We start from the raw sequence: 25,089 nt of genomic DNA, 5'->3' as shown, positions 1-25,089 counted from the left end.
CCTGATTCATCGGTGATCGACATGGCTGCCCCAACCCCATGGCCAAGTCGGCGCGGGTCCGGAAGAATGGGGGCATGGCCACCCGAGGTTGGGTAGCCCGGATCAGGGACACGCTGGGCCACCCGAAGCAGCCGGACGACGAGTCCTGGCCGCCGCTCGGCCTCGATGACCTGGACACCGCGCTGACCGACATCATCGCCGAGACCGGCTCGACCGTGGTGCTCGCCCACCACGTCGCCGCCGCCGCGGCCCGAGGCGTGCCGGTGTCGTACGTGCAGCCATTCCCCGCGCCCGGTGCCGCCCGGATCGGCTTCGCCGACGGTGCCGTGATGATCGCGCACAGTCCGGTCGAGGGCGACCTCGGTCGGGTCGCGATTGGCACTCTTCACCCCCGACGGGTGCGGATCCTCGCCTGGCAGCCGCGGGCGGACCGGGTGTCGGTCCGGTTCGGCCTGCCGCGGGGCGAGGTGACCGTCGACCTGCTCGGATTCGACCAGGCCGACTGAGGCCACGTCTGCCACGAGTCCGGGCTGGTGTGCCGTGGAAGACTGGGGGCATGTTCCTGACCCGACGCAGCACCCGACTGGTCTCGGCCGAGGAGGCCCTCCCCGGCCGTGACACCCCGGTCCTGCAGCACCCCGTGTTCCACGAGATCTTCGGCACCCGACTCGACCAGCCGCCCGCCGGCACCGAGGTCGCCCACTTCGGGCTCGGCTGCTTCTGGGGCGAGGAGAAGATGTTCTGGCAGACCGAGGGCGTCAAGCTCACCGCGGTCGGCTACCAGGGCGGCCACACCCCGAACCCCACGTACGAAGAGGTCTGCTCGGGCCGTACCGGACACGTCGAGGTGGTGCGGGTGCACTTCGACCCGACCATGATCAGTTACGCCGACCTGCTGCAGCAGTTCTGGGAGGCCCACGATCCGACCCAGGGCATGGCTCAGGGCAACGACGTCGGCACCCAGTACCGTTCGGCGATCTACACCAGCAACGACGAGCAGGCCGCCGAGGCCGCGAGGTCCGCCGAGGTCGCGGCGAAGGCGTACGCGGCAGCCGGCTACTCCAAGATCACCACCGAGATCCGCCCGGCACCGGAGTTCTACTACGCCGAGGCGTACCACCAGCAGTATCTCGAGAAGAACCCGAACGGGTACTGCCCGATCCACGCCACCGGGGTGACCTGCCGGGCCTGAGGTCACGGCCACTGTGGCCAACCGGGCACAGCTCGACCACAATGATGAGACACGTCGTTGGGAAGAGGAGCAGCCATGACCGCACAGGTGCCGATCTCGAACCGTGTCAAGTCGCTGATCGAGGTCGACGGCTTGCAGTTCCGCGATCTCGACGGCGACGGACAGCTGACCCCGTACGAGGACTGGCGACTCTCGCCGGCCGACCGGGCCGCAGACCTCGTCTCCCGGATGAGTCCGGAGGAGAAGATCGGCCTGATGGTGATCAACTCCCGGACGATGGGGATCTCCCAGCACGACCCGTCACTCACCAGCCATGACGGGGCGCTCGACGAGCAGCACCACGCGGTGAAGATGGATCCTCACAACAGCGCCGGGGATCCGTACGAGGGCACCACCGAGCAGATCACCGAACTGCACATGCGGCACTTCATCATGCGCGAGACCCCCACCGGCTCACGGATCGCCACCTGGGTGAATGCGATGCAGGAGGTGGCCGAGGGCACCCGCTGGGGAGTGCCTGTGGTCGCCACCGCCAACTCGAAGAACGAGCTGGGTGGGTTCAAGATGGGTGCCCGCCCCGACGACCAGGACTTCACGCAGTGGCCCGGCACCCTGGGCCTTGCTGCCACCGGTGACGTCGCGCTGATCCGCGACTTCGCCGAGAAGTCACGGCAGGAGTGGCGCAGTTCCGGTCTGCGCAAGGGCTACATGTACATGGCCGACACGGTCACCGATCCGCGCTGGTTCCGTTCGTACGGCACCTTCGGCGAGGACCCCCAGCTCAACGCCGCCGCGATCACCGCGGTGGTCCACGGCTTCCAGGGCGAGGGCGGGTTGGGCCGTGACAGCGTCGCGCTGACCACCAAGCACTTCCCCGGCGGTGGCGCCCGGGAGAACGGGTTCGATCCGCACTACGCCGAGGGCCAGTTCAACGTGTACCCGACGCCCGGATCCTTCGAGGCCTACCACCTGCCGCCGTTCCAGGCCGCGATCGATGCCGGCACCTCCAGCGTGATGCCGTACTACGCGATGCCGTCGAAGGAGAAGTCGGCGACCCCGCAGGGCCGGCTGGTCGAGTTCGAGCCCGTCGGCTTCACCTACAACCGTGAGGTGTTGGCGCTGCTGCGGTCGATGGGCCACACCGGCTACATCAACTCCGACTCCGGGGTCCTCAACAAGATGGCCTGGGGCCTGGAGGACCTGTCGGTGCCCGAGCGGGCCGGTGCGGCGATCTCCGCCGGGACCGACATCCTCGCCGACACCAACGACGTGCACTCGATCCGAACCGCCTTCACGACCGGGCTGTTCTCGTCACAGCGGTTGGACCAGGCGGCGCAGCTGCTGCTGGTCGAGATGTTCGCGTTGGGGCTGTTCGACGATCCGTACGTCGACCCCGAGCACGCCGACACGGTGGTCGCCAACGCCGAGTTCGAGGCGGCCGCCGCAGAGGCCCACCGCCGATCGGTGGTGCTGGTGCGCAACGGCACCGGACCGGGCACGGGCGTACTGCCGTTGACGCCGGAATCCCTTGCCGGCAAGAAGGTCTACGTCGAACTGTTCGAGGCGGACCTGACGGTTGCGAAGCTCGACGACCTCCGTGACCGGATCGCCGCGGCCCACCCCGACATCGCGTTCACCACCGACCACGGCCTGGCCGACGTCGCGGTGGTCTTCGCGAATCCGTTCACCGGGGACTACTTCCGGTCGATGGGTCTGCTGGACCTCACGATCGATGAGCACTCCCATGTCAACCTGACCAAGATCAAGAAGATCCGCGAGAGCGTCGACACCCTCGTGGTCGGGCTCAACGTGGTGATGCCATGGCTGCCGGGGACGCTCGACGAGCTCGCCGACGCCGTGCTGGTCGGCTTCGACACCCGTACCGACGTGGTCTTCGACGCGGTGGTCGGCGGCTTCACCCCGACCGGGCGGCTGCCGCTCACGTTCCCGATCAACCAGGCCGCCATCGCCGTCGACGACCAGGGCAGGTGCGCCTCCCCCAACGACGTTCCCGGTTACGACAAGGAGAAGTACATGGACGGGCGCCCGTACGTGTACGTCGACGCCGCCGGCAACCGGTGGGAACGGGGCTTCGGGCTCACGAGCTGAGCCCTCCACGCACGTACGGCTTCAGCGCGAGTCCGGCGTTTCCGCGGTCTCCTTCGACTCGACCGCTTCGGACTCGTCCAGTTCGGCGTCGTCCGGCTCGGACTCGTCCACCTCGGGATCATCCGCGTCGGTGGCCCCGGCGTCCGCCTCGGCGTCGACTTCCGGGCCGCGGCCGGGGACGTACGGTCTGGGTTCGACGCCGGTCCTGCGGGACCGGATCAACAGGATGACGACGCCGACGGCGATGCCGAGGATCGCCGACCACACGTTGGTCCGCAGGCCGAAGATCACCTCGCTCGGATCGATCCGGATGTTCTCCCAGACGACGCGGCCGGCGCCGTACCAGATCAGGTAGGACGCGAACAGCCGTCCCCAGTGGAACCAGGTGAACCGGCCCAGCCACACCAGCACCAGCACCCCGAGGCCGTTCCACAACACCTCGTACAGGAAGGTCGGGTGGAAGAGCGTGTCGGGCGGGAGTCCGTCGGGGAAGGAGGGGTTGTCGGGGTCGATCTCCAGGCCCCACGGCAGGGTCGTCGGCCCACCGAACAGTTCCTGGTTGAACCAGTTGCCGAACCGGCCGCAGGCCTGCGCCAACAACATCCCCGGCGCCAACGCGTCGGCGAACACCCACAGCCGCAGGCCGGCGTTCCGGCAGCCGATCCAGGCGCCGAGGGCACCGCCGATCAGCCCACCGTAGATGGCGATGCCGCCCTCCCAGATCGCCCACACCGACCCGGGCTCGAAGGGGTTCCACGGGTTGGAGCCGGGCCCGAAGTAGTAGCTGGGATGGGTGAGGACGTGGAAGATCCGGGACCCGACGATGCCCAGCGGTACGGCCAGGATCACGATGTCGATCACCAGCCACTTCTCCACGCCCCGGGCGACCAGCCGCCGGTTCGTCAGCAGCATCGCCAGCACGATCCCGGTGAGGATGCACAAGGCGTAGAAGTGAATCTCGATCGGTCCGAAGTGGAACGAACTCACCGGCGGACTGGGAATGCTCATCACCACGTCACCCGGCACGGCACCACCCTAACCCGGGAACCCGCGTCGTACGACGGTGGCGTGAGCGTTCGTCCGCCGACTGGTCAGATGTCCCCGCCGAAGGTGTCGCACGCGTTCGGGTCACCGGTCTCGAGACCGGTCATCAGCCACCGCTGCCGCTGCTCCGACGACCCGTGGGTCCACCCCTCCGGATTCACCCCACCACCGGACTGGCGTTGGATGTAGTCGTCGCCCACCGAGATGGCCGCGTTCTGGGCCCGCTGCACGTCCTCGTGGGTGATCTCGCTGATCAGCCCGTCCGGCTGCGCCATCGCCCAGGCGAACCAGGTGCCGGCGAAGCAGTCGGCCTGCAGCTCGAGCCGGACCGCCCCCGACTCGGGCCCGGTCTGCTGCCCTTGGCGTTGCACCTCGCCCATGGTCCCGACCAGGTTCTGCACGTGGTGGCCGAACTCGTGGGCGATGACGTACGCCTCGGCCGCGTCCCCACCCTCGGCACCGAGCTGGGCGAACAGCTTGTCGAGGAACTCGATGTCGATGTAGACCTGCTGGTCGGCCGGACAGTAGAACGGTCCCACCTCCGACCCCGCCTGGCCGCAGGCGGTGCTGATCGACTGCGAGAACACCACCATCTTGGTCATCTGGTAGCCCTCGAGGTTCTCCGACCAGTACTCCTGGATGGAGTTGGTGTAGGCGACGAAGCGACAGTTGCGATCGCGCTCGATGTCCTCGACGGTCCGGCAGTTCTGCAGCGTCTGCTCCCCGCCGGGCGGCTGGCCGGGCTGCTCACCGCCGCCACCCAGCAGGATGTCGGGATTGAACCCGAGCAGCAGGGCCAGGATGACCACGATGATGCCGGCGCCGCCGCCGACGGCGATGCCGCCGGTCCGGCGTCGACCACCGCCGCCGCTCACCTGCGACGGGTCAAGTTTTGAGCCCTCGTTGTACCGCATGTACCCACCCCGCCAGCCAGTCGATCCAGCGTCACGACACGGCGGCTGCCGTGTGGCAGCAGCCTACTGAGAAATGGACGACCGGTGGTGCTGCCGGGCTGATTGGGGTCGGCCTGCGACCAAGCCCCCGGAACCCGTCAGCGTCGGAAGTACGACAGGATCCGCAGGATCTCCACGTACAGCCACACCATGGTGACGGTCAGCCCGAAGGCGGCTCGCCACGACTCCTTGGCCGGGGCACCGATCCGGATGCCGTTCTCGATGTGCTGGAAGTCGAGGAACAGGTTGAGCACGCACAGCACGACGGCGATGGCCGAGACGATGATCGCGAGCGGGCTGACCGGTCCGGTCACCCCGGCGCGCAGGCCGAGGTTGATGCCGAACATGGCGAGCCCGAAGTTCAGCAGCATGGCGCCGGCGAAGGCGATCGTGCCGACCATCGCGACCTTGGCGAGCATGCCCTTCACGCGGACGTTCAGGAACTTGTACGCCGCCAGGGTGATGCCGGCGGCGACGAAGGTGGCGAGCACCGCCGAGGGGACGATGCCGGCGTAGAACGACTCGAAGTACTTCGAGATCATGCCGATGAAGACGCCCTCGATCAGGGCGAACGCCCCGGCCAGCACGGGCGACATGACGCGGCGCAGCACCACGACCATCGAGACGACGAAGCCGACCAGGCCGGAGCCGATCATCGCCGGCAGCATCAGGCTGTCGGGGATCAGCACCCACGCGGCCGCCGCCGAGATGACCAGCAGGCCGATCAGGATGGCTGACTTGGTCACCACGTCGTCGAGGGTCATCCGACCCTCGGGCTTGGCCGGCGGGGTCGGTGCGCCGGGCAGCGGGTACCCGTGCTGGTCGTACGCGGTCTGGGGCTGTCCGGGCGTGAACGCGTCCTGGCGGGACAGGACCGGGTTCGAACTACGCAGCATCGCATTCCTCCTGGGTGTGGTGCTCCCCCCAATGGTACGTGTCCGGGCCACCCGGACCTTCCCCCGTACGGGACGAGTCAGGGTCGGGTGGGGGTCAGACCTTGTCGGTGCAGTAGGTGTCGATCTCGGCGATGTCGATGTCGACGGCGACGAAGGTGTGGTGCGCGATCGACGACACCCCCTCCAGGCCCCTCGCCATGCGGGTGCCGATCCCGACCTGGGCCTTGCCGATCTTCTCCTGCGCCGCGGTCTCGGCCTCCAGGTCACCCTTGCCGACGGCTGCCCCGTACTCCTCGTAGCCGACCCGCATCGCCGCGATCTGGTCCTGCCGTACCTTCACCAGTGGCGCGAAGATCGTCGACGCGGCGGCCGCCGTCACCGCCTCCTCGCACGCGGCGACCTGGGCATCGAACCACGCACGGTCGGCGTCGCCCGGTGGCTGGGTCGGCAGCGAGGCGTCGAAGGTCTCGCACGCCTTCACCATGGTCGAGACGGCCGCGTAGTTGTCGACGAAGTCGTTCACCATCGGCGCGAGTTCCTCGTCCCGGGTCGTCACCAGCCGTTGGTGGAGCCGCTCCATCTCGGGGTCCTTCATGGCGCGCACGTCACCGTACGCGTCGACCGCGTCGGAGAACGCCTTCAGCTGGTCCCGCTGTGCCTGCCCGGCGGCCTCGATCTGTTCCGGCGTCGGGTCGGTCGACAGGTCGAGCATCTGCGACTGCCGGTTGACCAGCGGCTCCAGTGCCAGCGTCAGACCCTCCAGGTCGCCCTGGGCGACGCGATAGTCGGCCGCGTTCACCGGCCGGAGGTTCGCGTACGCGACGAGCCCGCCGACCGCGAGCAGGACCAGGGCAACGATGGACGCCACCACGATCAGTACGACCTTCAACGGTGAGCGCTTCGACGGCGAGCTGGGCTTGGCATCGGACATGTTCAGGACTCCTCTGCTGGGGGCGAGGCGAGTCTGCCAGATCTCGGCGACCGGGCAGGCGCGTCCTCCACAGCACGGGTGCCCCCGGTGGGACTCGAACCCACAACCCGGCGGTTTTAAGCCGCCTGCCTCTACCGATTGGGCCACAGGGGCGCACGCGCGATCGTACGGCAACCGCACGACCGAAAGGCGTGCGTACGGATCCACGCTCCTCGAGCCTGTCGAGAGGCTCCGACGATCACTCCCCTCGAGCATGGCGAGAGACACTGACCCCACATTTCGACCGTACGTACGATTCTTGTCAGTGGCGACCTCTAGTGTTCGGGACATGGCAACCACGACACCCACCACGCAGGCAGGCCCGGTCTTCGCGATGACCGGCCGCACGCCCGCCGGGTTGTCGACCCGCGAGCTCGCCAGGTCGGTCCGGGACATGCAGACCATGCGGGACCAGGCCGAGATCGCGGTGTGGCAGTCCGCCCTGGAGTGGGCCGCCCGCCACGCCGAACCATCCGGCGGCGACATCGACCTGGCCGTCCCCGTCGCCGGACCGGGCACACCCCACGTCCAGGAGCCCGCGATCGCCGAGTTCGGCAGCCTGCTCGGCTCCACCACCGGCTGGGCCCACCAGCTGATCGGCACCGTCACCGAGCTCGCCCATCGACTCCCCCGGACCTGGGCGTTGGTCGTCGGCGGCCAGATCCCACCGCACCGTGCCCGGATGCTGGTCGACCACACCACCACCCTCGATGCAGCGGCCGCCGCGTACGTCGACGCCCAGTTCGCCGCCGTCACCGGCCGAGCCGGCCGACGCGCCGTCGAACGCCTCGCCGCCCAGGCCCGCCTCCGGCACGAGCCCGACACCACCGACGCCGACACCGGCGACAGCGCAGACACCGACAGCCGGTACGTGTCGGTCGACAGCGGCACCCCCACCCCGCGGGGCACCTGCCACCTCGACGCCGAACTCGACCTCGTCGATGCCCTCGACCTCGAGGGCGCCATCGCCGACATCGCCCGGGCCCTCACCGACTGGGGCAGCGACGACCCGCTCGACGTCCGCCGCTCAATGGCCCTCGGCATCCTCAGCCGTCGCCAGGACACCCTCCCGACGGGTCCGGACGCCGACCCCTCGACCGGCTCGGGGAACGACGACCCACACTCGGGGGACGACGACCCACGCTCGGGGGACGACGCCCCACGCTCGGGGGACGACGACCGACGCTCGTCGAGCTCGTCGAGACGCCCCGCCAGCTGGGCCGACCTCGCCCCCTACCTGCGACGCCGCACCCTCGTGCTCTACGCACACCTGTCCGCCGACGCCCTCACCACCAACGGCGGGGTCGCGGTCGGTGAGCTCGGCAACCTCCGCACCCCCGTCACCGCCGACCAGGTCCAGGCCTGGTGCGGCGCCCCGGCCACCCACATCTCCGTCCGGCCCGTGATCGACCTCAACGAGACCACCACCTCCGACGGTCACCAGGTCCCCGACAAGATCCGCGAGATCGTCGCCCTCCGCGACCGCACCTGCGTCTTCCCCGTGGTGCGACCGACCGGCCCACCCCGTCGCCCTGCGCGAGAACGGTGACGGCACCCCACGCTGGACCACCGACATCGACCACATCCAGCCGTACGATCCCGGGGATCCTGCGCGCGGACCGACCCGTACGAGCAACCTGGCACCCCTGTGCCGACGCCACCACCGGTTGAAGACCCACAGCCGATGGCGCTACAGCATGACCTGGCCCGGCACCTACGACTGGACCAGCCCCAACAACCACACCTACCGCCGGGACCGCCACGGCACCACGGCCCTCGACCGACCACCCGACACCAGCTGAGCTGCTTCGGACTCCATTGCGTGCCGACGTACGCGTACGCTCAGGTGTGAGCCGCGTCGACCAAGGGAGGTCGTGATGCCGTCGTCGGTGCGAACCCGGACGACCAGCCGGTCGCGTCCACCCAGAAGTGTGGCGATCGGCGTGGCCATGTTCCTGGCCGTGATCACGTCCTGCACCACTGGCGCACCGGAGCACCCCTCCGAGCCGACGCTGCCGGCCCCCGTCCCGTCGATCACGGGGGCGGTCATGCTGGGCTGCTCGGACACCGTGTCGCTCTCCGCACGCGACCACGAGACACCGCAGCTCACCGTCAGCCAGGTCGTCTTCACCATGATCGACGCGGCCGGCCATGGCGATGCCTACGCCACCACGGGATCCCCGCCGGTCAAGGACACCCAGCGGTTCGGCTACTTCGCGAAGACGCCGATCCTCCTGCCGGCCGAGGCCGACTGGGTCACGATCGAGGTCGTCCGGACCGGTGGCACCGAGGCGTGGACGGCGTGGGTGCCTGCCGCGGTGTGGACCACGGGCTCCGAGGGATCGTGGCGCCTGGACGACTACGCCGGCGATGCCCTGGTCATCACGCTGGACCGATGCCGCTCCACACTCGGCACGCGCGGCCTGTTGGGTGGGTTGGTGATGGACCGGACCGGATGCTTCGACGTGGTGGTGCGTACGAGTACACATCCACGAGGTGAGCGCCGCACGGTCTCCTACGGCGAAGATGGCTGTCCTGGGACGTGAGGCTCCGAGCGCCACGACACCCGCGACGAACCACCCCACACCACCTGCCCCCCCCGACAAGCTCAGGGGCGCGCCCGGGCTCAGCCCGGTCCGGGCAACTGTCCGGCTGCCACGCCGTCGCGGAAGGCGGCGAGCCACGTGTCGGCGAGCACCCGATGCCCCACCTCGGTCGGGTGCACCCCGTCGTGGGCCAACTCGACCGGCTGGTGCCCCTGCCCGAGTGCGTCGGCGAGCGCGACCTCCAGGTCGACCACGGTGCAGCCGAACTCGGCCGCCAACTGACGGATCGCCGCCACCTTCGGGTCCAGGTCCTCGTGGTAGCTCGCGAGTTGCTCGTTGACGTCCAGGATGAACGGGATCATCACCATCGTCGGCCGGGGCGCGATCCGCTCCAACAGGCCCCGGTAGCCGGCGGCGAAGTCCTCGGTCGTGGTCGGCCGGTCGGCGGTGTAGCGGTGCCAGGTGTCGTTGACGCCGACGTACAGGCTCACCAGATCCGGCTCATGGGCCAGGCAGTCCTCCTCCAACCGGCTCGCGATGTCGGGGACCCGATTGCCGCTGATGCCGGTGTTGATCACCGTCACCGATTCGGCCAGCTCGGCGCGGAGCAGCCGGACGTAACCTCGGCCGAGTTGGTCGGGATCGTCCCGCCGCCCGCAGTCGGTGATCGAGTCGCCGATGAAGACCACCGTTGACAGGGGCTGTCCGGGCTCGACCGGCGGGCCGGGCGTGTGGGGCGCTGCAGAAGTCATGGCCGAAACGCTAACGCTGCGGCGGATCGTTCAGCTCGGCATCTCGCCGGGCTCGAGGTAGACCTTGCGCTGGTGCACCGCGTGTGCCCCCGCGACCCTGTCCAGAAACAGTTTGCCGGCACAGTGGTCGATCTCGTGTTGCAGGGCGCGGGCCTCGAAGGCGTCGGTGATCAACTCGACCACCTCACCGCTGCCGGGCAGTTCACCGCGGACGGTGATCCGGGTGGCACGCTTCACGTCACCGGTCAGGTCCGGCACCGACATGCACCCCTCCCGCCCCTTCTCGTTGCGCGACGAACTGATCACCTCGGCGTTGACCAGCACCACCAGACCGTGCTTCGTACGAGCCTTGGGGTGCTCACTGACGTCGACACAGAAGGCCCGCGCAGCGACACCGACCTGCTGGGCGGCAAGCCCGACACAGCCGGGCGAGACGCGCATGGTGGCGATCAGGTCGGCGCACAACTGGACGATCTCGGGATCGGTGGGATCGGACCGGTCCGCGGCCACCGACAGCACGTGCTCGGGAGCGGTGAGGACGGGCAGCACGTTGCCGTCCGGCAACTCCGGGGCGTACGAGGTGGTCGCCGCCGGATCGCCCTGCTCAGAGTTCGTCATCGACGATGGGCTCGACCGAGACGTCCACCCCGAGCTGGGCCGCGACCGGTGTCAGCGCGGCGGTCAGCTGGTCGACCCCGGTCGGGGCGGCCAGATCGACCTCGGCGGTGAGGACGTACAGGTTGCCGACCAGCTTGGTCGACAGGTCGATCACGTTGCCGCCGTGCTCGGCCAGCACACCGGCCATCTCGGCGACGATGCCGAGCCGATCGGCGCCGTGCACGCTGACCAGTACCGACTGCACCGGTCCGCCGCCCACCTGCTCGGCCGGCGGCACGGGGCGTACGGTCACCTCCAGCGAGCCGTCCACCAGCGGGGTGAGCGCCTGCTCGACGGTGGTCACGTCAGCCTCGCCGGCGCAGATCAGGGTCATCGCGAAGTGACCCCGCAGCAGCGTCATCGAACTGTCCTCGAGGTTCATTCCCAACCCCGCCAACAGTTCTGCGGTACGGGCGATGATGCCGGGTCGGTCCTGGCCGACGACGGTCACTGCTAGCTCTGGCACGGGTGCGATCATACTCAGCCGAGATCGGCCAGCCGTAGCGCGATCCCGTCGAGGATGTCGGACTCGGAGACCCGCAGCTCCCGCCCGGTCCGTCGAGCCACCCGGTTGGTGATCAACGCGCCGGCGGCGATCACGTCGGCCCGCTGCGGTGGCAACGTCGGGATCGCCGCCCGGGCGGCGGCATCCATCGCGGCCAGGCGGGCGGTCCACGCAGCGATGTCGCCCCCGGTCAACGTCGAGCCGTGCACCAGCGCGCGGTCGTACGCGGGCAACTGTTGGTGGATCGCCGACAACGTGGTCACCGTGCCCGCGACACCGACCCAGGTGTCGATCTGGTCGAAGGTGATGCCGGTGCTGTCGAGTTGCTCATCGATCAGCGTGGTCGCCGCGTTGAGCTGGTCCGGCGTCGGCGGATCGTCGTGCAGGAAGCGTTCGGTGAGCCGGACCGAACCGATGTCGAGGCTCACCGCCGTCTCGATCCGATCCCCCTCGCCGAGGACGAACTCGGTCGAGCCGCCCCCGATGTCCATCACCAGACATCTCGACGAGCTCGACGGGCGTGAGGTGCCGCTCGACGCGCGTGGGATGTCCAGGTCTCCGGTGGCGCCGAGGTAGGACAGGGTCGCCTCCTCGTCGCCGGTGATCACCTCGGGCGTCACGCCCAACCGATCCGTCACACCGGTGAAGAACTCGGCCCGGTTGCCGGCGTCGCGGGCGGCCGAGGTCGCGACCATCCGGATCCGTGAAACGTCGAGCTCGGTGATCAACGCCGCGTACTCCTCGACCGCGGCCATGGTCCGGGCGAGGGCGTCGGGGTGGAACCGGCCGGTCGCGTCGACACCTTGGCCGAGCCGGACGTAGCGCAGGGTGCGGGTCAGCTCGACGAGCCGGCCGGCGTTCTCACTTTGCTCGGGCGTCCGGGCCACCAGCAACCGGATGGTGTTGGTGCCGCAGTCGATCGCGGCGACCCTCATGCCTCGGCCACGCCCTCGGGACCGTCCCGATCCTCGGAATCGTCGGCCAGGCAGGGGTGGGTCCAGAACTCCCCCAGCGCGGCCAGCACTTCGTCGCCCAACACGTTCACCCCGGGACCGGCGGCGAGCGCATGGCCGGCGAGCACGTGCAGGCACTTCACCCGGTCCGGCATGCCGCCGGCGGAGATGCCGTCGATCTCGGGCACCTCGCCCAGCTTGGCGCGGTCGGCGAGGTAGGCCTGATGGGCCGCCCGATACCGGGCGGCCAGGTCGGCGTCGACACCCAACCGGTCGGTCATCTCGGCCATCACGCCCTGCGACTCCAGGGTGGAACAGCCGGCGACCGCACGCGGGCAGGTCAGGTAGTACGTCGTCGGGAACGGGGTGCCGTCGGGCAGCCGCGGCTCGGTGACGACCACACCGGGCTTTCCGCACGGGCAGCGCCAGCCGACGTCCGCCGTACCACGGGGTGGCCGGCCCAACTGGGCCGTGACGACGTCCTGGTCGGCCGGGGACAGTCCGGGATGCTCACTCATCGACGGTGCCCACTCATCGGGGGGCCGACGTCGAGGACGGTGCCTCACTCGGCCCGACGGTCCGCGGTGGCGGCGGGGGGGTGGGTTCGGCGCCGGGTTGGTTCGCCTCGGGCTGGTCGGCCGCACGCATCGACCCGTTCATCTTCTGCCACCACGCGGAGCGCTCCTGCGGAGCCGTCGTCTCGATCTCGGCTCCCGGCACGATCGGCTTGCCGTCGGGCCCGACGACGCGGTAGCCCACCTCACCGGGCATCGCCCACCCGAGCCGCTCCCGCGCCTGGGCCCGCACGTACGCCGGGTCGTGCCAGCGCTGCAGCTCCGCCTCGAGGTCGCTGATGTGCTGTTCCCGTTGGGAGATCTCGTGTTCGGTCGCGGCCAACTCACGACGCTGGTCGAAGTAGACCCGCAGGCTGGAGGCGTACGACATCGTCAACAGCAGCACCACCACGCCGAGCGCGATCGCCCGGGTCGTCACCCCGGAACGTCGGCGGGCGGTCGCCAGCTCGTGGCTGGTGACCTCGTCGGTGCCGTCGTCCTGGGGCTCGACGTCGTTGGCCTCGGCAGACTTCGCCTCGGCCGCGGTCGCCTTCGCGGCGGTGGCCTTGCGGGCCGCCGCGTCGGCACCGGTGCTGGACCGGGGCCGCCGCGTACGGTCCCGACGTCCGGGACCAGCTGTGGGCCGGGGCGTACGACCCGGCTTCCGCTCCGCCATCAGGCCTGCTTGTACCTCGGGAAGGCCGAGGCCCCCGCGTACGTGGCGGCCTCGTCGAGGTTCTCCTCGATCCGCAACAGCTGGTTGTACTTGGCGACGCGCTCGGAGCGGGCCGGGGCACCGGTCTTGATCTGGCCACAGTTGGTCGCGACGGCCAGGTCGGCGATCGTGACGTCCTCGGTCTCCCCGGAACGGTGGCTCATCATGCAGCGGAACGTGTTGCGGTGCGCCAGCTCGACCGCGTCCAGGGTCTCGGTCAGCGAGCCGATCTGGTTCACCTTCACCAGCAACGCGTTGGCCGCCTTCTCGTCGATGCCGCGACGCAGCCGCTCCACGTTGGTGACGAACAGGTCGTCACCGACGATCTGCAGCTTGTCGCCCAACTTCTCCGTCATCGCCGACCAGCCGGCCCAGTCGTCCTCGCTCAGCGGGTCCTCGATGGACACGATCGGGAAGTCGGTCGCCCACTGGGCGTAGGTCTCGACCAGCTCGTCACTCGACAACTGCTTGCCGTCGAAGCCGTACGACCCGTTCTCGTGGAACTCGGTGGCCGCCACGTCGAGCGCCAGCACGATGTCGGTGCCGAGCTTCAGCCCGGCCTTCTCCACCGCCTCGGCGATCAGCTCCAGGGCGGCAGCGTTCTTCGGCAGGTTGGGGGCGAAGCCGCCCTCGTCGCCGAGCCCGGTCGACATGCCGTTCGCCTTCAGCACACCCTTCAGGGCGTGGTAGACCCCGACACCCTGCATCAGGGCCTCGCGGTAGGTGGCGGCACCGATCGGGGCGATCATGAACTCCTGTACGTCGACGTCGGAGTCGGCGTGGGCCCCACCGTTGAGGATGTTCATCATCGGCACCGGCAGCGTGGCCGCGTTCGGCCCACCCAGGTAGGCGTACAGCGGCTGGTCGAGCGAGTCGGCGGCCGCCCGGGCGACCGCGAGCGAGACGCCGAGGACGGCGTTCGCGCCGAAGTTCGCCTTGTTGTCGGTGCCGTCGAGCTCGATCATCGCCTTGTCGATGAGTCGCTGTTCGGTCGCGTCGTAGCCGAGGATCTCAGGGCCGAGTTGATCAAGGACGGCCATCACGGCCTTCTGCACACCCTTGCCGCCGTAGCGAGCCTTGTCACCGTCACGCAGCTCGACGGCCTCGAAGGCTCCGGTCGAGGCGCCGGACGGGACGGCCGCACGGCCCATGGCGCCGTCGGCGAGTTCGACCTCGACCTCGACGGTCGGGTTTCCTCGGGAATCGAGGATCTCGCGGGCACCAACGAATTCGATCTCGGCCACGGTCATGCCTTTCAACGTCGGGAAGTGACCCCGGGCGGCAGGGCCGTACCCCAGCCTAACCGGCCGACCGGGGCCGATTGCGGACCAGTGACGGCGTGGTCCGGGACACCACCGACCGGGCACGTTTCTGCGCGAGGCCACCAACTCATTGCGGTGGGTGAGGTGTCCGGGGCAGGGTGAGGGGTATGGATGACGCACCGACGGGCAGGCTCAGCGGCGACCAGATCGTCGAGCTCGGAATCCCCGACTGGCGCTCGATGCACGAGACCCTGCAGGCACGGTTCCGGCCGTCCGACTTCGCGGCCGGTCTCGAGTTCGTGAACGCGATCGGAGCGGTGGCCGAGGAGCTGGACCACCATCCCGACATCGACCTGCGGTACGGCCTGGTGAACATCCGGCTGGTGTCGCACGACGTGCACGCCAAGACCCAGCGTGACGTCGACCTGGCGCGGCGGATCAGTGAGCTGGCCGCCGAACGCGGCATCCGGGCCGATCCGGGCGTGGTGAGCCGGGTCGAGATCGGGCTGGACACCTGGGACGCCGACGAGATCCGCCCGTTCTGGCAGGCGGTGCTGGGGTTGTCGCGTCACCCGCGCTTCACCAGCGACCTGATCGACCCCGAGGGGGACCTGCCCACGATCTGGTTCCAGACCTGCGAACCGCACGAGGTGCCCCAGCAGCGGTTCCACCTCGACATCCGGGTGCCGCCGGAGGTCGCCAAGCAGCGGATCGCCGACGCCCTGGCCGCCGGTGGCGTGCTCGCCTCCGATGCCGATGTGCCCTGGTTCACCGTGTTGGCCGATCCGCAGGGCAACAAGGTCTGCGTCTGCACCCACGTCGGCCGCAGCGACTGACCGACCGGTTCATTGCACCTGGCCGGCCGGAGGCTCCCCCTGCTCGACGTGGTGGCGCACCATGGCGACGAACAGGTCGATCGCGTCGTCGGAGGCGGCCCGGTCACCGTCGATCAACATCTCGTACATCAGCCCGCGGCCGACCGCGACGGTCAGTCGGGCCAGCCGTACCGCCTCCGCCCGGTCACCGGTGACCGTCTCGTACGCGTCGGCGAAGGCGGTCTCGGTGCGGGTCACCAGGACCGTGCCGAGGCGTTCGGCGTGCGGCAGCGCGTACATGGCGTGACTGGACAGCTCGAAGTACAACGCACCGTACGTGCGCGCCCGGTCGGCGACCAGCTGCCAGTTGCGACGACCGGCCGTCATCGGGTCGGCCTCGTCGGCGAACAACTCGCGCAGCGCGACGGTGTCGTGGTCCACCATCGCCTCGACCACCGCGACCAGCAGGTCGGTCCGCGAACCGAAGTGGTGGTGCAGCATGCGCTGGCTGGTGCCGATCCGGGCCGCCAGACTGCGCAGACTCGTGTCGCGGACCCCGTGTTCGGCGTAGTGATCGATCACGCGCGCCAACAGCTTCGCCCGGGGGTCACTCACACCGCGGCCAACCGCGCGAACACCTCGGCCTCGGTGTCCACCATCACCTGGGCCCGCTTGGCGACCACGGCGCGGAACAGCCGGCCCAGCGGCCCGGACCATTCGACGGTGAGGTCGAGCCGCGAACCGGTCCCGTCCGCGACCACGGTGTGGCCCGCGGTGGCGACCATGCCAGCACCCCGGGCCTGCCAGACGAACCGGCGCCCCGGGTCCAACTCAGTGACCTCGTAGACCGCGGCCGGGATGCCGGGTTGGACCACCTCGTACCGGGAGCCGACCGCCATCGGCCGGGGTCCTGCGACATGACGCACCGAGGTGACGGTCGGCAGCCGGTCACCCCACGCCTCCACGTCACTGGCGATGTCGAACAGTTCCGCCGGGTCGGCCGCGGATGATGCCGTCGCACTGATCATGTATCAAACGATACATCTCGTGGTCGGGTGCCGTCGCCGCTCCTCGACACCAGGGGGTCAGCGGTCCCGGCGACGGCCACGCACGGCGTGGGCGAGGTTGACCGCGACGATGCCGGCCCAGGCGACCGCGATGCCGAGCAGGCCGGGCTCGACGTTGGTGGCGGCGATGGCCGTCAACGGAATGCCGGTACCCAGCGACACGATGCCCAGGACGAACTGGTGCTGCTGGTGCAGCTTGGCCATGTCAGCGGACTCGGCGGGCGTTACGTCGCGACCGCTGTCAGGCCGCCGCGTCGGCGCGGCGGTGTCACCGTGCAACTCGACCTGATCGGCCCGCTGGTAGGGGTACTCGCCCCGCTTGACCAGGTCGTCGTCGGTGGGCTCGAGCCACGGCTCCCCGGCAGGCTGTTGGGTCATGCGGCAAATTCTACGTCGCCGGAGTCACGTCGCCGGTGTCACGTCGCCGCCGTACGGGCTCCTCGGCCTTCGTGGTCGGTCACCGTGGTCTCGAGGTCTCGTACGACGTCGCGCAGCGCCTGCTCGGGGTCGAGGTCGGACGCCTTGGCCCGCGCCAGCAGCCCGAGCAGGCCCGTCCGCAGCTCGGGCTCGGAGATCGGTTCGTCCGGCAGGTCGAGCTCGACGCCACGGGAGGCTGCCCGGGAGATGATCTTGGCCCCACGCGCCATCGCCGACATGCCCGTCGGGATGCCCTCCAGCACCGAGCGCCGGCCCTTCTCGGCGGCCTTGCGCTGCTCCCAGGTGGCGTCCAGATCGGTGGGCACCTCGCCGTCGGCGAAGACGTACGGATGCCGCCTGATCAACTTGTCGGCCACCCCGGTGGCCACGTCGTCCAGGCTGAACGCCTCGCGTTCCTCGGCGATCGTGGCGTGGAACACCACCTGCAACAGCAGGTCGCCCAACTCCTCCACCAGATGGGTGTCGTCCCCGGCCTCGAGCGCCTCGACGGTCTCGTACGTCTCCTCGATCAGGTACGTGACGAGGCTGCGATGGGTCTGCTGGGCGTCCCAAGGGCACTCCCGACGCAACCGGTGCATCACCGCGACGAGCCGTGGCAGGGCTGCCTCGCCGACGACTGCCTCGCTGACGGCCGTCGCGGGCGGATCAGGCTCGGTCACGGTTACGCGTTCAGCCGCCGGTGCCCTGCTGCTGCTCGGCCTGACCGGCCGGCTCCGACAGCGAGGTCTCGCTCGACACCGTCCACGACCCGTCGACCGCGACCCACGCGCCGTAGCGGGGGTTGACCTCGACCTGGGCACCGTTGAGCGCGTTCGTCCACAGCTCCGGGTCCTGCTGGTCGGCCTTCTGCTTGATCACCGACGCCTCGGCGACACCGTCCAGCACCGCCTGCGCCGCCGGGTCCTCGACGCTGCCGACCTGCTGCTGCATCACCGCCAGCTCGTCGTCGGTGACCTCGATGTCGTGCGCCTCGGCCAGGTCACGGGCGATCTGGGTCACCACGATCAGGCTGATCACCTGACTGCGGACCTCGTCGTTGGCCTGCCCGCCCAACGATGCCTCGACGCCCGGCAGGATCTCGTCGAATTCCTGGACGGTCAGCACCGGCGAGCCGTTGAGGTAGGCGACGACCGAGTTGGAGGTGCAGCCGGCCAACAGGGCCACCGAGCCGAGCAGCGCCACGAACAGGGCGGCCATCACCGCGCGGGGGCGGCGGCGTCGGGTGGGTCGGGTGGGCTGGTTCGTCGAGGTCACGTGTCGTCTCTCCTGGGTCGGGCTCGTCGGCGATCCTACGTCACGAGGCAGCGGGCACGGGTGGAGCGTCGAACACGGCTGCGATCAGCTCGGCACACCAGGTGAGCAGGTCACGGTCGACCAGCGGCGGGCCACCGATGGTGCCCGACTTGGGTCGGGGCACCAGGACGAACCCGGCCTGTTCCTTCACCACGCTGCCGGGGTAGAGCCGCTTCAGCCGCAGTTGGCGCGACTCCGGCAGCGCGGCCGGTGCGAACCGGATGCTGTTGCCCTGGGTGACGACCTCGGTGAGACCGGCCGCGCGGACCGCGATCCGCAGCCTGGCGACCGCGAGCAGCGTCTCCACCACCGGCGGCGGGTCGCCGTACCGATCGGTCAGCTCGGCGGCCACCTCCACCAGGTCGGACTCGGTCCGTACCTCCGCGAGTCGCTTGTACATCTCCAACCGCAACCGCTCCGACTCGACGTAGTCGCCGGGCAGGTGGGCGTCGACCGGCAGCTCGAGGCGGACCTCCGGCTCCGGCTCGACCGCGTCACCGCGGAACTCGGCGACCGCCTCCCCCACCAGCCGGACGTACAGGTCGAAGCCGACGTCGGCGATGTGACCGGACTGCTCACCGCCGAGCAGGTTGCCGGCACCACGGATCTCCAGGTCCTTCATCGCGATCGCCATGCCGGCACCGAGCTCGGAGTGGGCGGCGATCGTCGACAGTCGATCATGGGCGGTCTCGGTGAGCGGCTTGTCCGGCGGGTAGAAGAAGTAGGCGTACCCGCGTTCCCGGCCGCGACCCACCCGACCGCGCAGCTGGTGCAGCTGGGACAGCCCGAGCAGGTCGGCCCGCTCGATGATCAACGTGTTGGCGCTGGAGATGTCCAGGCCCGCCTCGACGATCGTGGTCGACACCAGCACGTCGGTGCGACGTTCCCAGAAGTCGACCATCACCTGCTCCAGCTGGTGTTCGTTCATCTTGCCGTGCGCGGTGGCGACCCGGGCCTCGGGCACCAACTCACCCAGTCGGCGGGCCACCTTGTCGATCGACTGCACCCGGTTGTGCACGAAGAAGACCTGCCCCTCGCGCAACAGCTCGCGACGGATCGCGGCGACCACCTGCGCCTCGTCGTACGCACCGGCGAAGGTCAGCACCGGGTGCCGTTCCTCCGGCGGGGTGGCGATCGTCGACATCTCCCGGATGCCGGTGATCGCCATCTCCAGGGTCCGCGGGATCGGGGTGGCCGACATGGCGAGCACGTCGACGTGGGTCCGCAGTCGTTTCAGCGACTCCTTGTGCTCGACGCCGAAGCGCTGCTCCTCGTCGATGATCACCATTCCCAGGTCCTTGAACTGGACCTCCGAACCGAACAGCCGGTGGGTGCCGACGACCACGTCGAGGGTGCCGTCGGCGATCTTGGCCTTGGTCGCCTTCGCCTCCGCGTCGGTCTGGAACCGGCTCAGACCCCCTACCTGGACAGGAAATCCGGCGTACCGGTCGGCGAACGTCGCCTGGTGCTGCTGCACCAGCAGGGTGGTCGGGACGAGGACGGCGACCTGCTTGCCGTCCTGCACCGCCTTGAACGCGGCGCGGACCGCGATCTCGGTCTTGCCGTAGCCGACGTCACCGCAGATCAGCCGGTCCATCGGCACGATCTGCTCCATGTCGCGCTTCACCTCGTCGATGGCCGACAACTGGTCGGGGGTCTCGATGAAGGAGAACGCGTCCTCCAGCTCGCGCTGCCACGGGGTGTCGGCCGCGAACGCGTGGCCCCGGCTCGCCTGCCGGGCCGCGTACAGCTTGATCAACTCCGCGGCGATCTGCCGGACCGCCTTGCGGGCCCGCCCCTTGCGCTTGGACCAGTCGCCGCCGCCCATCCGGTCGAGGGTGGGCATCTCGCCGCCGACGTAACGGGTGACCAGGTCGAGCTGCTCCATCGGGACGAACAGCCGGTCGGCCGGTTGTCCCTTCTTGGACGCGGCGTACTCGATCACCAGGTACTCACGCGTGGTCGTCTGGCTGCGCGGGGCCCGCGGGTCCACCTTCACCGAGCGGGTGATCATCTCGACGTAGCGGCCGACCCCGTGCTGTTCGTGCACGACCGGGTCACCGGACTTGAGCTCGAGCGGGTTGACCTGGTTCTTCCGCCGGCGTGGCAGGGCCCGTTGGGTACGGTCGACCGCAGCTCCGCGCTGGCCGGCCAGGTCGCCGCCGGTGAGCACGGTCAACCGGACCTGCGGCAACGTGAACCCCTGCCGCAACGATGCGGTCGTGATCGTCACCGTCCCCGGCTCCGGCGCCTCGACCAGGTCGTCGACCACCCTGTTGGGCACCTCGGCCTCGGTGAGCAGCTCGTGCACGCGGGTGGCCAGGCCGTGCCCCTCGGTGAGCACGACGACCCGCCAGTCGTCGGCCACCCGCTGCTGCATGTCGGTCACCGCACCGTCGGTGTTGCCGTGCCAGTCCTGCGGCCCCTCGGCGTCGACCTGGAGGCCCTGCACCCCACCGGTGTCGTGCACCGACAGGTCGATGATCTCGCCGTCCTCGGTGCGGACCGGCTCGGCCGGACCGGCGTCGGCGGGTGCAGCGGCGAACGGCGACAGGCTCCACCACGACAGGCCGCGGGACAGTGCGAGCCCGCGGACCTCGCCGAGCTCCTGGTAGGCGGCCGCGCCGAGGTCGATCGGGGCCTGGCCGCCGCCGGCCGCGGCCGCCCACGAGGCGGCACGGAACTCCTCGCTGGTCGCGACCAGGTCATGGGCACGGCCGCGGACCAGCTCGGGGTCGGCGACCAGCACGGCGGTGTCGGCCGGGACGAGATCGACCAGCAGTTCCATCCCGTCGACCAGTGCGGCCGACAGCGACTCCATCCCGTCGACGGCGTGACCGGCGGCGATCCGTTCGAACATCTCGGCCAGCTCCGGGTGCTGCGGGGCGAGCTCGGCGGCGCGACGCCGTACGTCATCGGTCAACAGCAGTTCGCGGCAGGGCGAGGCGGTGAACGAGGCGACGGGCTCGTCGTCGGACCGCTGGTCGGCCACCTGGAAGTGGTGGATCTCCTCGATCGTGTCGCCGAAGAAGTCGACCCGCAACGGATGTTCCTCGGTCGGCGGGAAGACGTCGACGATGCCGCCGCGGACGGCGAACTCACCCCGCCGTTCGACGAGGTCGACCCGGACGTACGCGGCGTCGACCAGCTCCTGGGCCAGCTCGGACGGGTCGTGGTCGGTGCCGACGGCGAGGTGGACCGGCCGCAGTTCGCCCAGGCCCTTCACCTGCGGCTGCAGGATGCTGCGGACCGGCGCGACGATGACCTGCAGCGGGGGCCGTTCGGAGTCGGTGCCGACCAACCGGCGCAACACGTCGAGCCGACGGCCGACGGTGTCGGACCTGGGGCTGAGCCGCTCGTGCGGCAGCGTCTCCCAGGCCGGGTAGTAGGCGACGCTGTCGGTGGGCAGCAGGTCGGTCAGTACGCCGGTGACGTCCTCGGCCTCCCGGTAGGTGGCACAGACCAGCAGCACGGGCCGCTCCGCGGCGATCGCGGCAACGGCAGCGGGCCGAAGTGCCGGCGGCATGGTGACATCGAGCGTGGTGGTCGCCCTCGTCCGGGCATGGCCGACCACCTCGGACAGGACGGGATCGGAGGCAACCAGGTGCCGCAGGCCGTCGAGTCGAGGAGCATCCCGATGTTCGCGTTGACTCACTGGCCGCAGTCTAGCGCCCGCGGCCGTACCGAAGCAGTCCCAGATCCACACCCCGGTGGACATCGAGCAGGCAGCACACGTCGAGGTTCCATGGTCGGAGCCCCGATCCGGTGGCAGCCTCGAGGACTGTGACTTCCACCGCACCTTCCCCCTCCCCCACCCAAGACACCCCCCGTTCCGGTGGCGGGCGCAAGGCGCTCGGCATCGTGCTCTGGGTCGTACAGGCCCTGGTCGCCCTGAACTTCGCGTTCGCCGGCATCAGCAAGCTGATCGGCGACCAGATGCAGGTCGACATGTTCATCACCCTCGGCACCGAACCGTGGATGCGCTTCCTGGTCGCCGTGTGCGAGCTGGCCGGCGCCGTCGGACTGCTGATCCCGAGGCTGACCCCGCTCGCCGCCGCCTGCCTGTCGCTGTTGATGATCGGTGCCGTGATCGCCACCGTGGCGGTGATCGGCGGCTCGGTCGTACTGCCCCTGGTGCTGGCCCTCGTCACCGCCGCGATCGCCGTGCTGCGCTTCCGGATGCGGAGGAATCGGCCCACCACGGCATAGTCTGGGAGGGCCGACCGCCGTCCGGCCGGCCTCCCCGAGACCCAGGTGGTGACTCAGTCGTGCAACCCAGCGAGCCGTGGCGGCAACAGCCCGGCCAACCGCCGATCGCTGCCCCCGGCGCGCCACCCGGACATCCCGGCGCGCCACCCGGACATCCCGGGGCACCGCACGGGCATCCGGGAGCACCCCAGGGACCACCACCGGGCATGATGCAGGGTCGGCCCGACACCGGACTGCACCGCGGCAACCACCCCAACCCACAGCACTACCGACCGCCGGCCCAACGCTCGGTCATCAAGGTCGGTGCGCCACTGGCGCTGATCATCGTGTGCGGCGTGCTGATGCTGCTGCTGCTCGGCCTGATCTTCCTGGCGAACCCCGGCGTGATGCTGCTGGGCGCGGTGGTGTCGGCCGTGGCGATCGGCGTGGTGGTGTTCTGCTACCTGATGCTGGACCGGTGGGAGCCGGAGCCACCCCGGCTGCTGCTGCTGGCGTTCCTGTGGGGCGCGGGCCTGTCCACCGCCGTGGCGATGGTGTTCAACACCCTGGCCGGAGCGCTGTTCGGGGATGTCTTCGCGACCATCATCTCCGCCCCGTTCGTCGAGGAGCTGATCAAGGGGGCCTTCCTGCTGTTCATGCTCACCGGACGGCGCCGCAAGGAGATGACCTCGCTGGTCGACCACCTGGTGTTCGCCGGCATCGTGGCGGCCGGTTTCGCCTGGGCCGAGGACATCTTGTACCTGGTCGACAACGCCGCGAACTTCAGCGGGGTTGCCGTGGTGCGCCTGGTGTTCTCGCCGTTCGCGCACCCGTTGTTCACCACGATGACGGCCCTGGGCGTCTACTACGCCGGTCGCAAGAAGTCGAGCGGGGCCAAGGTGGGCCTGATCATCGCCGGCTTCGCCGGTGCGATGCTGTTGCACTTCATCTGGAATGCGGCCCCGACACTCTTCGGTGTGGTCGGCCTGCTGGTGATGTACTTCCTGTTCATGGTGCCGGTCTTCGTCGGCCTGGTCGTGGTCGCGATCATCGCCCGCCGGCGGGAGCAGCAGTTGGTGGTCAAGGCACTGCCGGGACTCGTCCGGGACAAGATCATCACCCCGGCACAGGGGCACTGGCTGGGCACGTCGGCCGGCCGCAAGGAGGCCCGTACGCTCGCCAAGCAACAGGGACCGCAAGTGCTGAAGGCCACCCGGACCATGATCGACGCGACCACCGAGCTGGCCTTCGCCCGCGACCGGATCGACAACGGGCTGGACGATGCGCGCTCCCGGGCGATGCACGCCGAGCTCACCGAGACGATTGCGATCGACCGGCGGGAGAACCCGTACGTCGACCAGATCCCGGCGGTCGGACCGGCACCGGCGATCCCGGGCCAGCCGCAGCCCGTACCGGGCCACCAGCCACCGCCCCACCAGGGACAGCCGCCCCAGGGACACCAAGGACAGCCACCGCAGGGGTACCAGGGGCAGCCTGGTCCCCCGCCGCAGCAGCAACCCCCGTACCAGCAACAACCCCCGTACCAGCAACAACCGCCACCCCCACGGGGTTGATCAACCGTTGAAGCGGTTCTGGGTCGCGGTCAGTCCGTCGGTGACCAAGGTCTCGACGGCGTACGCAGCCCGGTCGATCAGCATCGGCAGTTCCTTGCGCTGGGTGCTGCCGAAGTCCGACAGGACGTAGGCCGCCGGGTCCTGCCGACCGGGTGGCCGGCCGATCCCGACCCGGATCCGGTAGTAGTCGCCGGTGCCGAGATGGGCCCGGATCGACTTGAGCCCGTTGTGGCCGTTGTCGCCCCCGCCGAGCTTGATCCGCAGGGCGGCGAAGTCGATGTCGAGCTCGTCGTGGATGACCACCACGTGTTCGGGCGCGACGTCGTGGAAGGCCGCCACCTTGCCGACGCTGATCCCGGACTCGTTCATGTAGGTCCGGGTCCGGCACAGCACGAGCTTCTGCGCGCCGGGGGTGGGGACGCCGACACCGGCCGTACCGAGCCGCGTGGTGACCACCTCGGCCCGCATGCCGCGGGCCGAGGTGAAGCCCTCCCCGGCCCGCCGTGCGAGCTCGGCCACGACCATCGCACCGACGTTGTGCCGGTGCGTGGCGTACGAGGGCCCGGGGTTACCCAGCCCGACGACCAACCAGGTCATGGTCTGCGC

At 69.8% G+C, this 25,089-nt stretch carries 26 protein-coding genes and 1 tRNA gene; 8 read left to right on the top strand and 19 right to left on the bottom strand.

Annotation, left to right across the window (positions count from 1 at the left end; translation table 11 throughout):
• Positions 1–74: 74 nt before the first annotated feature.
• The 3 genes from ACQBAU_RS04770 to ACQBAU_RS04760 all read left to right on the top strand — a co-directional run bounded on the left by ACQBAU_RS04770 (position 75) and on the right by ACQBAU_RS04760 (position 3,301).
• Positions 75–506: a hypothetical protein gene (locus ACQBAU_RS04770; RefSeq protein ID WP_434549911.1), complete on the top strand. Its 432-nt coding sequence runs from the start codon at positions 75–77 to the stop codon at positions 504–506.
• A gap of 50 nt (positions 507–556) precedes the next feature.
• Positions 557–1,192, top strand: coding sequence for a peptide-methionine (S)-S-oxide reductase MsrA (msrA, locus tag ACQBAU_RS04765; protein ID WP_434549910.1), 636 nt, complete (start codon positions 557–559; stop codon positions 1,190–1,192).
• A 75-nt stretch (positions 1,193–1,267) separates the two neighbouring features.
• Entirely contained in the window at positions 1,268–3,301 is a 2,034-nt protein-coding gene (locus ACQBAU_RS04760) for a glycoside hydrolase family 3 protein (RefSeq protein ID WP_465254999.1), read from the top strand.
• Positions 3,302–3,322: 21 nt separating this feature from the next.
• On the opposite strand, the gene lgt is transcribed toward ACQBAU_RS04760, so the two are convergent.
• The 5 genes from lgt to ACQBAU_RS04735 form a co-directional block, all read right to left on the bottom strand.
• Positions 3,323–4,309: a prolipoprotein diacylglyceryl transferase gene (gene lgt / locus ACQBAU_RS04755; RefSeq protein ID WP_465255000.1), complete on the bottom strand. Its 987-nt coding sequence runs from the start codon at positions 4,307–4,309 to the stop codon at positions 3,323–3,325.
• A gap of 83 nt (positions 4,310–4,392) precedes the next feature.
• Entirely contained in the window at positions 4,393–5,259 is an 867-nt protein-coding gene (gene ypfJ / locus ACQBAU_RS04750) for a KPN_02809 family neutral zinc metallopeptidase (protein WP_434549906.1), read from the bottom strand.
• 137 nt (positions 5,260–5,396) lie between these two features.
• On the bottom strand, positions 5,397–6,194 hold the full coding sequence (locus ACQBAU_RS04745) for a Bax inhibitor-1/YccA family protein (protein WP_434549905.1): 798 nt from the start codon (positions 6,192–6,194) through the stop codon (positions 5,397–5,399).
• A 94-nt stretch (positions 6,195–6,288) separates the two neighbouring features.
• Positions 6,289–7,125, bottom strand: a complete 837-nt coding sequence (locus ACQBAU_RS04740; protein WP_465255001.1) for a hypothetical protein — start codon at positions 7,123–7,125, stop codon at positions 6,289–6,291.
• A gap of 79 nt (positions 7,126–7,204) precedes the next feature.
• A tRNA-Leu gene (locus ACQBAU_RS04735) sits at positions 7,205–7,278 on the bottom strand.
• 175 nt (positions 7,279–7,453) lie between these two features.
• Here ACQBAU_RS04735 and ACQBAU_RS04730 point away from each other — a divergent pair.
• Together ACQBAU_RS04730 and ACQBAU_RS04725 are read left to right on the top strand one after the other, a co-directional pair.
• On the top strand, positions 7,454–8,713 hold the full coding sequence (locus ACQBAU_RS04730) for a hypothetical protein (protein ID WP_465255002.1): 1,260 nt from the start codon (positions 7,454–7,456) through the stop codon (positions 8,711–8,713).
• Positions 8,714–9,095: 382 nt separating this feature from the next.
• Entirely contained in the window at positions 9,096–9,710 is a 615-nt protein-coding gene (locus tag ACQBAU_RS04725; RefSeq protein ID WP_465259456.1) for a hypothetical protein, read from the top strand.
• Between the two features lie 80 nt (positions 9,711–9,790).
• On the opposite strand, the gene ACQBAU_RS04720 is transcribed toward ACQBAU_RS04725, so the two are convergent.
• From ACQBAU_RS04720 to eno, 7 genes are read right to left on the bottom strand one after another with little or no spacing between them, the layout of a single operon-like run.
• Positions 9,791–10,462, bottom strand: a complete 672-nt coding sequence (locus ACQBAU_RS04720; RefSeq protein WP_434549901.1) for an SGNH/GDSL hydrolase family protein — start codon at positions 10,460–10,462, stop codon at positions 9,791–9,793.
• A 30-nt stretch (positions 10,463–10,492) separates the two neighbouring features.
• Positions 10,493–11,080, bottom strand: coding sequence for a peptide deformylase (gene def / locus ACQBAU_RS04715; protein ID WP_434549900.1), 588 nt, complete (start codon positions 11,078–11,080; stop codon positions 10,493–10,495).
• A complete protein-coding gene (locus ACQBAU_RS04710) occupies positions 11,067–11,585 on the bottom strand; it encodes a glycine cleavage system transcriptional repressor (RefSeq protein ID WP_465255003.1) in 519 nt (172 codons plus the stop codon). Before ACQBAU_RS04710 ends, def begins: the two co-directional genes overlap by 14 nt.
• Before the next feature lie 14 nt (positions 11,586–11,599).
• Positions 11,600–12,559: a Ppx/GppA phosphatase family protein gene (locus ACQBAU_RS04705; RefSeq protein ID WP_465255004.1), complete on the bottom strand. Its 960-nt coding sequence runs from the start codon at positions 12,557–12,559 to the stop codon at positions 11,600–11,602.
• Entirely contained in the window at positions 12,556–13,095 is a 540-nt protein-coding gene (locus ACQBAU_RS04700) for a DUF501 domain-containing protein (RefSeq protein ID WP_434549897.1), read from the bottom strand. Before ACQBAU_RS04700 ends, ACQBAU_RS04705 begins: the two co-directional genes overlap by 4 nt.
• A 13-nt stretch (positions 13,096–13,108) precedes the next feature.
• Positions 13,109–13,807 (bottom strand): FtsB family cell division protein, encoded by a 699-nt coding sequence (locus tag ACQBAU_RS04695; protein WP_465255005.1) that lies wholly within the window; start codon positions 13,805–13,807, stop codon positions 13,109–13,111.
• Positions 13,807–15,090 (bottom strand): phosphopyruvate hydratase, encoded by a 1,284-nt coding sequence (eno, locus tag ACQBAU_RS04690; protein WP_434549996.1) that lies wholly within the window; start codon positions 15,088–15,090, stop codon positions 13,807–13,809. The genes ACQBAU_RS04695 and eno overlap by 1 nt, the downstream gene beginning before the upstream one ends.
• 185 nt (positions 15,091–15,275) lie before the next feature.
• Between eno and ACQBAU_RS04685 the strand changes: the two genes are divergently transcribed.
• Positions 15,276–15,944 (top strand): 4a-hydroxytetrahydrobiopterin dehydratase, encoded by a 669-nt coding sequence (locus tag ACQBAU_RS04685; protein WP_465255006.1) that lies wholly within the window; start codon positions 15,276–15,278, stop codon positions 15,942–15,944.
• Between the two features lie 9 nt (positions 15,945–15,953).
• On the opposite strand, the gene ACQBAU_RS04680 is transcribed toward ACQBAU_RS04685, so the two are convergent.
• The 6 genes from ACQBAU_RS04680 to mfd all read right to left on the bottom strand — a co-directional run bounded on the left by ACQBAU_RS04680 (position 15,954) and on the right by mfd (position 22,376).
• The gene (locus tag ACQBAU_RS04680; protein ID WP_465255007.1) at positions 15,954–16,538 is read right to left on the bottom strand and encodes a TetR/AcrR family transcriptional regulator; all 585 of its coding nucleotides are present in this window, start codon (positions 16,536–16,538) and stop codon (positions 15,954–15,956) included.
• Positions 16,535–16,951: an SRPBCC family protein gene (locus tag ACQBAU_RS04675; protein ID WP_434549892.1), complete on the bottom strand. Its 417-nt coding sequence runs from the start codon at positions 16,949–16,951 to the stop codon at positions 16,535–16,537. Before ACQBAU_RS04675 ends, ACQBAU_RS04680 begins: the two co-directional genes overlap by 4 nt.
• A gap of 57 nt (positions 16,952–17,008) precedes the next feature.
• A complete protein-coding gene (locus ACQBAU_RS04670; protein WP_465255008.1) occupies positions 17,009–17,368 on the bottom strand; it encodes a hypothetical protein in 360 nt (119 codons plus the stop codon).
• Positions 17,369–17,406: 38 nt separating this feature from the next.
• Positions 17,407–18,006 carry a nucleoside triphosphate pyrophosphohydrolase gene (locus ACQBAU_RS04665; protein WP_434549994.1) on the bottom strand — a complete coding sequence of 200 codons (600 nt, stop codon included), beginning with the start codon at positions 18,004–18,006 and terminating at the stop codon, positions 17,407–17,409.
• Between the two features lie 91 nt (positions 18,007–18,097).
• The gene (locus tag ACQBAU_RS04660; RefSeq protein ID WP_465255009.1) at positions 18,098–18,682 is read right to left on the bottom strand and encodes a hypothetical protein; all 585 of its coding nucleotides are present in this window, start codon (positions 18,680–18,682) and stop codon (positions 18,098–18,100) included.
• 40 nt (positions 18,683–18,722) lie between these two features.
• The gene (gene mfd / locus ACQBAU_RS04655) at positions 18,723–22,376 is read right to left on the bottom strand and encodes a transcription-repair coupling factor (RefSeq protein ID WP_465255010.1); all 3,654 of its coding nucleotides are present in this window, start codon (positions 22,374–22,376) and stop codon (positions 18,723–18,725) included.
• 128 nt (positions 22,377–22,504) lie between these two features.
• On the opposite strand from mfd, the gene ACQBAU_RS04650 reads away from it, so the two are divergent.
• Together ACQBAU_RS04650 and ACQBAU_RS04645 are read left to right on the top strand one after the other, a co-directional pair.
• Entirely contained in the window at positions 22,505–22,930 is a 426-nt protein-coding gene (locus ACQBAU_RS04650) for a DoxX family protein (RefSeq protein ID WP_465255011.1), read from the top strand.
• A 206-nt stretch (positions 22,931–23,136) separates the two neighbouring features.
• Positions 23,137–24,483: a PrsW family intramembrane metalloprotease gene (locus tag ACQBAU_RS04645; RefSeq protein ID WP_465255012.1), complete on the top strand. Its 1,347-nt coding sequence runs from the start codon at positions 23,137–23,139 to the stop codon at positions 24,481–24,483.
• Here the strand turns inward: ACQBAU_RS04645 and pth are convergent, their stop codons facing one another.
• Complete coding sequence (gene pth / locus ACQBAU_RS04640) at positions 24,484–25,080, bottom strand: aminoacyl-tRNA hydrolase (RefSeq protein WP_465255013.1); 597 nt, start codon at positions 25,078–25,080, stop codon at positions 24,484–24,486.
• Between the last annotated feature and the right edge of the window lie 9 nt (positions 25,081–25,089).

This window comes from Carbonicoccus niuqiaonis (assembly GCF_050157065.1).
Classification (GTDB): Bacteria; Actinomycetota; Actinomycetes; order Propionibacteriales; family Propionibacteriaceae; genus Avipropionibacterium.
The sequence above is the reverse complement of the archived record's forward strand: the minus strand, read 5'-3'. Positions and strand labels throughout refer to the sequence as shown.

Excerpts from the sequence above, each read along its gene's own strand:
- def (WP_434549900.1), bottom strand. The coding sequence starts at position 11,080 with ATGACGAACTCTGAGCAGGGCGATCCGGCGGCGACCACCTCGTACGCC.
- ypfJ (WP_434549906.1), bottom strand. The coding sequence starts at position 5,259 with ATGCGGTACAACGAGGGCTCAAAACTTGACCCGTCGCAGGTGAGCGGC.
- ACQBAU_RS04760 (WP_465254999.1), top strand. The coding sequence starts at position 1,268 with ATGACCGCACAGGTGCCGATCTCGAACCGTGTCAAGTCGCTGATCGAG.
- ACQBAU_RS04645 (WP_465255012.1), top strand. The coding sequence starts at position 23,137 with ATGATGCAGGGTCGGCCCGACACCGGACTGCACCGCGGCAACCACCCC.
- msrA (WP_434549910.1), top strand. The coding sequence starts at position 557 with ATGTTCCTGACCCGACGCAGCACCCGACTGGTCTCGGCCGAGGAGGCC.
- ACQBAU_RS04770 (WP_434549911.1), top strand. The coding sequence starts at position 75 with ATGGCCACCCGAGGTTGGGTAGCCCGGATCAGGGACACGCTGGGCCAC.
- ACQBAU_RS04665 (WP_434549994.1), bottom strand. The coding sequence starts at position 18,006 with ATGCACCGGTTGCGTCGGGAGTGCCCTTGGGACGCCCAGCAGACCCAT.
- ACQBAU_RS04720 (WP_434549901.1), bottom strand. The coding sequence starts at position 10,462 with ATGACTTCTGCAGCGCCCCACACGCCCGGCCCGCCGGTCGAGCCCGGA.
- ACQBAU_RS04705 (WP_465255004.1), bottom strand. The coding sequence starts at position 12,559 with ATGAGGGTCGCCGCGATCGACTGCGGCACCAACACCATCCGGTTGCTG.
- ACQBAU_RS04740 (WP_465255001.1), bottom strand. The coding sequence starts at position 7,125 with ATGTCCGATGCCAAGCCCAGCTCGCCGTCGAAGCGCTCACCGTTGAAG.
- ACQBAU_RS04730 (WP_465255002.1), top strand. The coding sequence starts at position 7,454 with ATGGCAACCACGACACCCACCACGCAGGCAGGCCCGGTCTTCGCGATG.
- ACQBAU_RS04675 (WP_434549892.1), bottom strand. The coding sequence starts at position 16,951 with ATGATCAGTGCGACGGCATCATCCGCGGCCGACCCGGCGGAACTGTTC.
- pth (WP_465255013.1), bottom strand. The coding sequence starts at position 25,080 with ATGACCTGGTTGGTCGTCGGGCTGGGTAACCCCGGGCCCTCGTACGCC.
- lgt (WP_465255000.1), bottom strand. The coding sequence starts at position 4,309 with ATGAGCATTCCCAGTCCGCCGGTGAGTTCGTTCCACTTCGGACCGATC.
- ACQBAU_RS04695 (WP_465255005.1), bottom strand. The coding sequence starts at position 13,807 with ATGGCGGAGCGGAAGCCGGGTCGTACGCCCCGGCCCACAGCTGGTCCC.
- ACQBAU_RS04685 (WP_465255006.1), top strand. The coding sequence starts at position 15,276 with ATGGATGACGCACCGACGGGCAGGCTCAGCGGCGACCAGATCGTCGAG.
- ACQBAU_RS04745 (WP_434549905.1), bottom strand. The coding sequence starts at position 6,194 with ATGCTGCGTAGTTCGAACCCGGTCCTGTCCCGCCAGGACGCGTTCACG.
- ACQBAU_RS04670 (WP_465255008.1), bottom strand. The coding sequence starts at position 17,368 with ATGACCCAACAGCCTGCCGGGGAGCCGTGGCTCGAGCCCACCGACGAC.
- ACQBAU_RS04700 (WP_434549897.1), bottom strand. The coding sequence starts at position 13,095 with ATGAGTGAGCATCCCGGACTGTCCCCGGCCGACCAGGACGTCGTCACG.